Raw genomic sequence first — 9,970 nt, forward strand, 5'->3', positions numbered from 1 at the left:
GCCCGGTTTCCATTTCGAACCCGGTAGCTAAGGTCGCCTGCGCTGATGGTACTGCGCTCGGGAGGGCGTGGGAGAGTAGGTCGCTGCCGCCAAAATGTTTTTTGGTTGGGTTTAGCGGGTAGCACTTCTTTTTGGGGGTGTTTCCCGCTTTCCCTGTTTAACTGCTTGTTTGGCTTGTGGGTTTGTTGTGGCTGGTTTGCGGGTTTGGTTTGGCCTGCGGGCTAGTCTGTTCGGGCTTGGTTGCTGGTTGGTCTGCGGGTTGGTCGGCTAATCGTGGCTGCTGGTCGGTTGGCCTGTTGGTTGGTCGGCCTGTTGGCCTGTGGTTTTGGTTTTTGTTTGGGGGCCGGGGTAGGCCCCCATTTTTTTATTTAACCGGAAGAATGGGGTTTAACTCGGGCTGGTAAGCCGAGGCGTATGGACCGGCGTATTGGCCAGATGGTGTTGGTTTTATCGGGGTTTTTCGGTGTTATGAAGCCTAAAGGTGGGTGTTGAAGTCGGTTTGACTCGAGTTTTTGGTTGGCCATTTCATGTTGGTTTTACCCGGGTTTTTTGTTCCTGTTTCGGGCGAAGGTAGGATTTGGAGTCGGTTTTAATCGAGGATCGTGGGATGGGAAATCGTCGATGCAAAATCTGTGGTGGCGCGACACAAAAATGGGGTTCAACGAGGGCTGGTAGGCCAAGGGCGAGACTACCCGTGCCTGGTACATATCAATGTCCAAAATCGATCGAAACGTGCGGCGGCGGTGCACAAACGTCCGGGTGGTGCAAGAAATGTGCGGCGGTGCGCAAACGTTGGTAACAGGCCCAAGATACGCGAAAGCCGCCCTGCGCAAACAGGACGGCTTTTCGAGTTAATCAACAAGTTACAGCCTCGGCACGCGGTGAGTCATGCCGGGCTAACACGTAGCTTAGTTGCTTTTACGATCCTATATGGTCCTAGGAATCCTGACGGTTAGCGGAGCGCAGTTCATCGCGGATTTCCTCAAGAAGAACGACCTGCGGGTCAGCCGGCTTCTCTTCAGTTCCAGCCGCTTCCTCTGCTTTCGCCATTCTGTCCTTCACCTTGTTGATCGGCAACACAACGAAGAAGTAGAGAGCAAAGGCAACTAGGAAGAAATTAATCAACGCGGTGATGAAGTTACCGAACTGGAGTTGCCCCGACCCCACGGTTAATACGAACTGCCCCTTGAAATCAGGCTGGCCGAAGATGGCAGCAATGAGGGGCATCAAAATATCCTGGGTGAGCGAGGTGACGATAGCGCTAAATGCGGCGCCCATGATCACGCCTACGGCGAGGTCAATCGCATTGCCCCGCGCGATGAATTTACGGAATCCGTCAATCATAACTAGTATGCCTTTCCATAACGGCGACGTGGAATTCCTGCACATAAGGCTCTAGCCGCGAATAAGGTTTTACCTGCGACTAAGGCTCTACCTGCAGAAATGGGTCTAACCCCGCTAGAAATATTATCCGGTGCCACGGCCGAAGCGGCGCCAAACGGACAATTTAGGCAGGGTCAATAATCACGGCTCGCATGGGCGCAACAGCCCCATAGCCCAAAACCGCATTCGCCTCCTCCTGCGGAATTGACACGAACACAACGCGAGTGCTCTCCGCTTCCCGGAAAATGGAGCTGCCAGAATCCGTAGCGCCAAGCCCCACCACTATCGCATGTCCCGTAACTAGCTTTGCCTCCCGCGCCTCCTCATAACCGGAAGGCAAAGAATACAGGGCTATACGTGCACCCGGAACAGCGACGGCGTCGGTACCATCCATGGCAACGTGGACGGGAACTATGGCCTGGCCGGAACCGGCAGTAGCTAAAAATTCTTCGCCTAAAAGTGTGCTCCGTGCCAGCGGCATACCGGCCGGCAAATTCGTAGCTACTACCTGGCCAGTTGCCTCTCGCGGCTCGGTGAGGCTACCTTCGGGGAGCGCGTCGGTAGGCAGCAGGCGGGTTTCCAGGTCGTTCGCAGAAAGCTCCGTGCCTGCGGGCACACTGTTTTTGACGACGACGACCGCCGCCATTTCCGGCTCCAGGCGCTCGATTGCGGAAAGAATTGAAGCCAGAATCCCAATCGCTGTAGCGGCAATGAGGATATAACGAAATCTCCACAGGGTGGCATGCAGATTGACCATGCCTCGAGACTAAGAAAGCCGAAGACGTAACGCTGGCCAATCCGGCCACCCTGTGGAGACACAGGACGCGAGCCGGGCTGTGGAAACTTGCCACACAAGGGGCACTACCTGCCCGCGACAGTGCTTTTAGCTTGCCGAAGCAGAGTTGCTGGAAGCAGAGCTACTGGAGGCAGAACGGGAATCGTTGTGGTAAAAACCAGAGCCCTTGAAAATAATCGACTGGCCGCGGCCCAAGATTTTGTGCAATTGCGGGAGCCCGCAGCTCGGGCACTCCGTGAGGGGAGCGTCGTGCATCGATTGGTGGGCGTCAAATTCGTGGCCGCAATGGGCACACCGATAAGAATATGTAGGCATTAATCCTCCAGAAATGAAAGCTGCTAAAAGACAGGCGAGTACGCGTACTAACCGGTCTACCGGATAGAAATCCTACTCGGCCGCGGCCCCGCACACCGTGTGGTCCATATCAAGGGTGTGATGTATAGCAAAGAAGAGTCATTCCTGTGGTGCGCGCGAGGTTAGCTGGTGGCCCGGGGCAGGATAGCTGAGGCCCGCGCGAATACTGCGCGCTGCGCGCCGGGCAACCGGGAACAAATACCCGGTAGGAGACCAAGGATAACTAACCTGTAATTACCCCTGTAATTACTAATTACGCCATGTGGTGAGGGTGCTTGTAAATAACGCGTGCGGTGGTGGAGTATCTAGTAAAACACCCGGGCGGTGGGGACTGGCTTTGCTAGTCCCCACCGCCCGGGTGTTGCATTGTTTTCGTTTATCTGTTTTGCCCAGATTAGCCATGGCTGTATCGCGGGGTAGTTATGGCTATACCGCGGGTTGGCTATAGCTATATCACTGGCTTAGAGCTCGGCCGCTTATGGCATCAGAGTTCGACCACACGGTCGGGGAGGATCACAGTGTGCACGGGCATATCGTTTTCATCGCGAGGGAGTTTGAAATCTACAAACTCTTCCGGGAAGACCATCGCGGCCACGGGCATATTGCGTGGCACTTGCTTGAGTACGCGGTCGTACCAGCCGCCGCCCTGGCCGAGCCGGACGCCGTCGTGATTGACGAGGAGAGCCGGGATTATAACTACATCCACATCCGCCAAGATTTCCGCGCTCAGCGGCGTGCCACTCGGGGCCGGCGGGCGGCCGGGAGCCTGCTCGGATAGGTCCTCGCGCCCCTGGTACCACGCCCATTCGCGGGAAAGACCGGGGCCGAGCTTCGGCACCAGCAGGCGCCGGCCGGAAGAAATAATCTCGTCACAGAGTTGTAAGGTCGGCGGTTCTTGATTTACGGAAATATAGGAGGCAATCACCTTTGATTCGCCGATATAGTCTAGGGCCTGCGCGATAAACCCCTTTTCGGCTTCTGCCAGCCGCGCGGCCCCACGCGATGCTCGCGCCTCACGCACCTTTGCGCGGAGAGCCGATTTAGCATCGCGGAGTTCCATTGTGGACACATCCGGATAGGAGATCTTTTGCAGTGTCATGCCCTAATCTTCTCACCGTCTCGCAGTAAAAGCCCGCTCGCGTTTTCAATTTCGCTAGCCGGGTATCAACTTAGGCGCCACCTTGGCACCATCTCATTGGCACCTAAAGCTTACCGCCACGAGGAAAAATAGGTACCGCGGCCGCGCGGCACGGCCGCGGTGAATGCTGGTGGAGTATGCGGCGCGTATTGGGTGGAGCCAGCATGTGGCACGTGGTGGTAAGCAACACGCAGCAACCGAAGGCAGGAACGGCCCCGGGCAAGACCGAGGTGAAGACCATTGCGGCGCGCGAAAAAGCGCTTGCGCGGGCGTTTGCCGGTAGGCTTACGCATAGTTGAGCTCGGTAGCAGGTACCGCCCGGAAACGAAACATCACCGCGAAAGAGGTAACCGGATTCTGCCGCTGCCGGGCGCCGGAAAGGGGCCCTAAGGAAACCTGCGGGCTAGAAGAGACAGGGAAGAACGGGAGCAGGATGAGAACGGTTGCGCAACAGCTGGAAGAGTGCCTGAGCGTTTCCGCCCAGATAGATCGGTTCGATGTAAATATTGCCGATGCCATCGGCACGATTCTGGCGGAAGACGTCCGCTCTACCGTGGACGTCCCACCTGCCGCGCTAGCCGGAACAGACGGATATGCGGTGCGTGCCGATGATACTTTAGGTGCATCTACCGTGCCGGTGGTGCTTCCCGTTACCGAAGTTTTGGGGGTGGCGAACCCGGACCGGCTGGCTCTCGTGCCCGGTACCGCGGTGCGGGTAGCTTCCGGAGCCCGCCTACCTTCCGGGGCCGACGCCGTGGTACCGCTGGCGTACACGGATCAGGGCGAGGTACAGGTAGAAGTTCGCCACCGAGTGGCCCCGCTCGATAATGTGCGCGAGCAGGCTGAAGATTTCGAGGCGGGCTCCGTGGTGTTGAAAGCTGGCACGCGTATCTCCTCCCGCCATATTGCGCTGCTTGCAGCGGCCGGGCGTTCCCTCGTGCCGGTACATCCCGCCCCGCGCGTCGTCGTCCTTTCGATAGGCGACGAACTGGTGGAACCTGGCGCGCCGCTGGGCGCCGGGCAAATTTACGACGCTAATTCGCACGCGCTGGCTGCGGCGGCAAAGAATGCTGGCACCGTGGCCTACCGGGTTTCTGCCGTCAGTGACGATAAAAATGAACTGCGTGACGCTCTACAAGATCAGCTTTTGCGCGCAGATGTTGTAATCACCACGGGCGGGCTTTCTTATGGCGGTGACGATACCGTGAAGGAAGTTTTGCAACCCTTGGGGGACGTGCGGTTTGACGCCGTAGCGATGCGTCCCGGTTCGCAAATCGGGGTGGGCCGGTTAGGGGAAGGCTCGGAAGGGGCCACAATCTTCTGCCTGCCTGGCAATCCGGTGGCCGCGCTTGTTGCTTTCGAAGTTTTTGTGCGTCCGTGCTTGCGGAAAATGGCGGGATACCGGCACTTAACACCGCGTTCAATCCGGGCCCGCGCCGCTCGTGGCTTCCTTTCCGTACCCGAAAAGCAAGATTATGTGCGGGCTTATGTGTATGGGGATCCGCATCGGGGCTACGACTTTGAAGCTATCGGCCAGGTGGATAAGCCTATCCTTTCAGGTATGGGCGCCTCCAATGGACTGGCGATTATCCCACCGGAAGTCGAACTCGTCTCTCCTGGCGATGAGTTCGAATGCATGATTCTGAACGTCTAGCAACGCCCTCCACAGTGTTCTCAATTTTCACAATCGTCACATCCTTCACATGCTTCACTACGGAGGTGAGCAACACACGGCCCGCCTGGCGAAAAACCGGGTGAAAGGCCAATAAAGTTAGGGATGTGGGTTTTCAGGGATATGCGCTAATCGTCGTAGTGGTGTTGCTATGTGCGTACGTTATACCTGAACTTTTTCGACGCCGGCGGGTGATCGCGGAAACGCGGCTCGATGAACGGTACGCGGAAAACTTGAGGATGTTGCAATTGCCGCAACGTCAGGACGAAGGGGATGGGGAACGTGGTTCCCTATTCCTGCGGACACCGGAGGTCATCATGGATGGGAACGACGATCGCGCCCAGCGCGAGCGGCAAAGCGGGCGTGATGTGCGCCAGCTGGCCCGCGATCGCGCACGGCGCCGGGCGCGTATCTCGCAACGAAAAGCGAATCGGCAACGCGGCCTATTCGTCGGCGCGGTTCTGGCCACAACTACAATCCTGCTGGGTATCGTAAGCGCGCTAACCACGCTTCCGTGGGTTTGGTTCGTGATATTTGCGGTGCTTACCGCCCTGTACGGCGCCGGGTTTGGCTACCTAGCGGTACAAATGAATAAAGGTGACAGGACCGATCGGGAAGAAATTGCTGCGCTCACCAAGATGATGAAAGGGCCACGCGGCGGAACCTCGCAGTCTCGCCGCCCCGCCATGCCGCGCGCCGGCCGTTCCGCGGCTAGCGCTGCTTCCGCCACCAGTTCCGCAAGCGCGCTTTCTGCCTATACGGCCGATTCCGTTGCTGATTTGGAAGATTACGACGCCGCCGCGCCGAGCGCGGATTCTGCCGAGCAGGTAGCCGAGGCAGGCGATGAATCGGGAAAAGCGCATGACCGCGCGGTGAAGAACAGTGCACGTGTGGCGCGAGCACGGCGGGCGGCGCAAGCCCGGCAAGCTCGGCAAGCCCGCCAAGAACGCCGGCAAGCAAGCCAGCCCCGGGAAGCGGGCGAAGCTTCCCGGGCGGGGCAGAAACGCTCTGCCGGGCAGGCGGCACAAACACGTGGCACACAATCGCAGCGGTCTGGACTAAGCATGCGCATGGGCGCAGATATTATTGCAGCTCCTGATTTTGCGCCGATTTCCGGTTCCTCCCGGGAAAAGGCAGACCTTTACGCCCGCTACCAGAGCGATACAAGAACACGCGGCACTGGTTCGCTACGTGCAGTTGGGACGCGTGAGGCAGGTACCCGTGAGACTGGTGCCCGCGAGACTGGTGCCCGTGGGGTTGGCGCTCGTGGGGCTGGCGCGCGGAGCGCAAGCGAGCAACGTGACGCGGGATATGGCCACGCAGGAAGCTACGGAGGCTACGGAAGTTCCGGGAGTGGGGCCGCCTCAGGTGAGCAACGGCGGCAAACCGTAGCGGAGCCGGGCTATAACTACGGCCGCAAGCTGGAGCTACCGAGCTACACAATCAAACCTAATTCCGCGCTTTCCGTAAGCTTGGCCGGCGCAGCGCGTTCCGGAAGGCTAGGGGATCCTGGGGAGTCTGGGGCCGCCGCGAATTGCGGAACTGGCGTGCAACCGTTTGGCAATCGGGCCGCTGATGCCCCGATCGCACGGCGTACCGTTGCCCCCTATCGAAGCCTGAGTGCGGAGAGTGCGGCGGTCGCCGAAAGCAACGCGGCCACCGCGCCATATCGGCCCAAGCAGCCAGGTGAAACCATCGACCAGCGCGGCCGCGTCGTAGTAGACGGAGTGTTCGAAAACGGCGAAAAGCACGCGCGGCAAGGCCTGCGCGGCGGGGCCGCACTCGACGAGATTCTGCGCCAGCGCCGGGCTTAAGGCATATACGCCGGCCTTTTGGTGGCTGATGTATTCAGTTTTATTGCCTGATTTTGATTACCCGTTTTTGATTGCTCAGTTTTGTTTATCCGGTGATTTACGTCGTCTACCGGTGATTTACGTCGTCTACTTGGTGGGTTGCGTCATCTACCCGGTTGGTTGCGTCGTCTACCCGGTTGGTACTGCTCTTGCGGGTAGGGAGTGCTTCGCCCTGGCTAGCGGAATACTAATCCGCAAGCGCAGCAGATTTGCTCGAAACTGGAGAAGGTTAGCTAGGCCACCACTGTATTGATTGGAAACTTGGACGGAGTTGGCGTACGATAGATCAAGTCTTCGGGGCTATGGCGCAGTTGGTAGCGCGTCTCGTTCGCAATGAGAAGGTCAGGGGTTCGAATCCCCTTAGCTCCACAGTTAGACGCTCATTTTGATACAAAGTGGGCGTCTTTTTGCTTTCCTCGGGTTCCGCGTTTTGCCTGGTATTGCGCGGGATTTGAGGGGTTTCTGTCTCGATGACTTCGTTATCTTCTGACCCATTAGGTGAAGGATCTTCGTAAGCTTTAGCGACGAAGCATGGGGCTGGTACCCAATAGCTTGGCCTTACTTACCCTTTAAGGACACTCGCGATTAACGACACCCGCGATACGCGCGCCCGGGTATCTCGCCGATGCTGTGGTTCAGCACTGGGGGAGAGGACTGCCGCACATTAAAGGTGGCGGATCGGGGTGCGCGTACCGAATCTAAGAGCGCAGCCCAAGCCCCACCTACTGAAAAGAACAGTCGAAGTTTGGGCGCAGGTCCGACTAGCACAGCCCCGACTAGCACAGCCCCGACCGCTGCTGGAACTTGTCTGAAACGAAAGCGCCCAACCGCAGGATTGCTGTGGTTGGGCGCTTTCGTTACTGCCGATTCTGAAAAGTGATCTCCACTACGAGACTAGTTCGATCCGTCTGGTTGCGACTCGATCAGCGAGTGCATCGTCGTGGGTGATGATTAGCATTCCGATGTTCCGTCGTTCGGTCTCGGCGAGTAAGAAATTCCAGATCGCGGCCTGTGAGATGGAATCCAGCATCGTGGTGATCTCGTCGGCGATCAGGAACGTGGTTTTGGGCCCGAGCGCCCGGACGATGCAGCAGCGTTGGATCTCCCCACCTGACAGTGCTGCGGGCCTGCGTTGCAACCACTCGGCCTTGACACCAATACTGTCCAAGATATCTTGGGGTACCTCGCCAGTTTCGGTGATAGCACTGGCTAATGGCAGCAGCGGGTTGACTGATTTTTCCGGATGCTGCCACACCATCTGTACTGGGCAGTAGCCCCGTTTCGGTAGTGGTTTACCGTCGAGGGTGACCGTCCCAGTCTGTGGCTGCTCGTAGCCAGCTAGCAGTTTCGCGAGTGTGGTTTTGCCGACGCCACTCGGGCCATGCAAGACGACTCGCTCACCGGCCGAAACCGTCAGGCTCACGCCTTCGAGCACTGGTGATGACTGGTTGGGATAGCAGTAACTGAGGTTATCTGCCACAAGCATTAGTCCACCTCCGGGGTGTTAAAGAGTGCCGCGACATCTGGCGGGGCGACAAAATCATGCGCCGGGAGCGCTGCGATCAACGCCCGCGTATACGGGTGCTTCGCCTCACCTGCTAGTAGCTTATCGGTGGCGACAGTCTCGACGACACGGCCGCCATAGAACACCCCGATCTGGTCAGCTACCCGTAGCCCTAGCTCAAGGTCGTGCGTTATGAGAAGCACACCGTTACCTAGCTGGGCATAGTCACGCAGATCTTGCAAAGTTTTCGCCGCCAGTTCGGTCTGCATCCCGGGGGTAGGCTCGTCGGCGACGATCACCCTCGGATCTTCCAGCAGTGCGGCACAGAAGATGACGCGTCGCAACATTCCACCAGACAGCTCATGCGGCCACATATCGGCCACCTCAGCGTCCAGACCGTAACGGTCGAATAGTTCATTCATTCGTGCCCGACGGTCGTCGGATACATCCGGGCCGAGGACCTGGTTACCGATGCGCATTAATGGATCCAGGCTGGTTACTGATTGTGGGATGAGTGCTAACTGGTTACCACGCATCTTGCGTAGTTCGGCGTCACCGATCTGTTTTCCGTCATATTCGATATGAGCTTTGACGGTAGCGCCCGGTGGATAGAGCCCAAGCAGTGCATGTGCTAGTAGGCTCTTCCCGGATCCTGATGCGCCAATAATTGCGCTGACTTGTCCAGCGTAAACCTCGGCGTACAGGTTGCTGATAGTTGGTACTTCATGTTGAACGCCGTGTCGATCTTCCTTTAAGAACGATATCGAAAGGTCACGCACCGCCAGCAGCGGCGTGTTCAGATCCTCGCTCATATATCGCGTCTCCGATCTTCGACGATCACCCGCAGGGAACGTCCGAATAATTGGAATACCAGTACCATCAGCAGCAAACTGAGACCGGGGAACAACGCCGACCACCACATTCCGGCGGTCAGGTAGCTCATGGATTCTGACAGGATCACCCCGATAGCTGGTTGTTCGGGGCTCAACCCGAACCCTAGGAACGTGATGGATGCCTCATGCAGGATCGCGTGCGGGAATAGCAGTACTAAACCAACCAGGAACTGCGGGATTACGGCTGGCAGCATATGTTTGACGGCAATCCTTACCGGGGAGCAGCCCTGTCTCCGGTCGATCGCCACATAGGTGGCATCACGCACTTGCATCACCTCGGAAGGACCTGACCCCCTGTTGGTGGACATAGGCTAGCCCCGGCGTTCAGCCGGAGAAAGGTAGTCTTCTACCATGTCCCGTAAAACATATTCCGCGCA

At 58.0% G+C, this 9,970-nt stretch carries 9 protein-coding genes, 1 tRNA gene and 1 rRNA gene; 4 read left to right on the plus strand and 7 right to left on the minus strand.

Annotated elements, in window-relative coordinates; all coding sequences use genetic code 11:
* Positions 1-92, plus strand: a 5S ribosomal RNA gene (gene rrf, locus BLT47_RS08550); the annotation flags it as partial.
* An 844-nt stretch (positions 93-936) separates the two neighbouring features.
* Here the strand turns inward: rrf and mscL are convergent.
* From mscL to BLT47_RS08570, 4 genes are all read right to left on the minus strand, one after another.
* Positions 937-1,344, minus strand: coding sequence for a large conductance mechanosensitive channel protein MscL (mscL, locus tag BLT47_RS08555; RefSeq protein WP_049619257.1), 408 nt, complete (start codon positions 1,342-1,344; stop codon positions 937-939).
* 163 nt (positions 1,345-1,507) lie between these two features.
* A complete protein-coding gene (locus BLT47_RS08560) occupies positions 1,508-2,140 on the minus strand; it encodes an SAF domain-containing protein (RefSeq protein ID WP_074663858.1) in 633 nt (210 codons plus the stop codon).
* Between the two features lie 126 nt (positions 2,141-2,266).
* On the minus strand, positions 2,267-2,494 hold the full coding sequence (locus BLT47_RS08565; RefSeq protein ID WP_074663861.1) for an FmdB family zinc ribbon protein: 228 nt from the start codon (positions 2,492-2,494) through the stop codon (positions 2,267-2,269).
* A 523-nt stretch (positions 2,495-3,017) separates the two neighbouring features.
* Positions 3,018-3,632, minus strand: coding sequence for a 5-formyltetrahydrofolate cyclo-ligase (locus tag BLT47_RS08570; protein ID WP_049619255.1), 615 nt, complete (start codon positions 3,630-3,632; stop codon positions 3,018-3,020).
* 472 nt (positions 3,633-4,104) lie between these two features.
* On the opposite strand from BLT47_RS08570, the gene BLT47_RS08575 reads away from it, so the two are divergent.
* The 3 genes from BLT47_RS08575 to BLT47_RS08585 all read left to right on the plus strand — a co-directional run bounded on the left by BLT47_RS08575 (position 4,105) and on the right by BLT47_RS08585 (position 7,565).
* Positions 4,105-5,325 (plus strand): molybdopterin molybdotransferase MoeA, encoded by a 1,221-nt coding sequence (locus tag BLT47_RS08575; protein WP_074663866.1) that lies wholly within the window; start codon positions 4,105-4,107, stop codon positions 5,323-5,325.
* Between the two features lie 125 nt (positions 5,326-5,450).
* Positions 5,451-7,157 (plus strand): hypothetical protein, encoded by a 1,707-nt coding sequence (locus BLT47_RS08580; RefSeq protein ID WP_143021830.1) that lies wholly within the window; start codon positions 5,451-5,453, stop codon positions 7,155-7,157.
* A gap of 335 nt (positions 7,158-7,492) precedes the next feature.
* A tRNA-Ala gene (locus BLT47_RS08585) sits at positions 7,493-7,565 on the plus strand.
* Positions 7,566-8,082: 517 nt separating this feature from the next.
* On the opposite strand, the gene BLT47_RS08590 is transcribed toward BLT47_RS08585, so the two are convergent.
* Genes BLT47_RS08590 through BLT47_RS08600 form a run of 3 tightly spaced genes read right to left on the minus strand, consistent with a single transcriptional unit; the run spans position 8,083 to position 9,859 of the window.
* Positions 8,083-8,682, minus strand: coding sequence for an ABC transporter ATP-binding protein (locus tag BLT47_RS08590; RefSeq protein ID WP_074663875.1), 600 nt, complete (start codon positions 8,680-8,682; stop codon positions 8,083-8,085).
* Positions 8,682-9,512 (minus strand): ATP-binding cassette domain-containing protein, encoded by an 831-nt coding sequence (locus BLT47_RS08595; RefSeq protein WP_074663879.1) that lies wholly within the window; start codon positions 9,510-9,512, stop codon positions 8,682-8,684. The genes BLT47_RS08590 and BLT47_RS08595 overlap by 1 nt, the downstream gene beginning before the upstream one ends.
* Positions 9,509-9,859: an ABC transporter permease subunit gene (locus tag BLT47_RS08600; protein WP_218122568.1), complete on the minus strand. Its 351-nt coding sequence runs from the start codon at positions 9,857-9,859 to the stop codon at positions 9,509-9,511. Before BLT47_RS08600 ends, BLT47_RS08595 begins: the two co-directional genes overlap by 4 nt.
* Between the last annotated feature and the right edge of the window lie 111 nt (positions 9,860-9,970).

This window comes from Actinobaculum suis (genome assembly GCF_900102025.1).
GTDB classification, from domain to species: Bacteria; Actinomycetota; Actinomycetes; order Actinomycetales; family Actinomycetaceae; genus Actinobaculum; species Actinobaculum suis.

What these genes read in the sequence shown, in the direction of transcription:
- mscL (WP_049619257.1), bottom strand. Translation starts at nt 1,344, where the DNA reads ATGATTGACGGATTCCGTAAATTCATCGCGCGGGGCAATGCGATTGAC.
- BLT47_RS08560 (WP_074663858.1), bottom strand. Translation starts at nt 2,140, where the DNA reads ATGGTCAATCTGCATGCCACCCTGTGGAGATTTCGTTATATCCTCATT.
- BLT47_RS08565 (WP_074663861.1), bottom strand. Translation starts at nt 2,494, where the DNA reads ATGCCTACATATTCTTATCGGTGTGCCCATTGCGGCCACGAATTTGAC.
- BLT47_RS08570 (WP_049619255.1), bottom strand. Translation starts at nt 3,632, where the DNA reads ATGACACTGCAAAAGATCTCCTATCCGGATGTGTCCACAATGGAACTC.
- BLT47_RS08575 (WP_074663866.1), top strand. Translation starts at nt 4,105, where the DNA reads ATGAGAACGGTTGCGCAACAGCTGGAAGAGTGCCTGAGCGTTTCCGCC.
- BLT47_RS08590 (WP_074663875.1), bottom strand. Translation starts at nt 8,682, where the DNA reads ATGCTTGTGGCAGATAACCTCAGTTACTGCTATCCCAACCAGTCATCA.
- BLT47_RS08595 (WP_074663879.1), bottom strand. Translation starts at nt 9,512, where the DNA reads ATGAGCGAGGATCTGAACACGCCGCTGCTGGCGGTGCGTGACCTTTCG.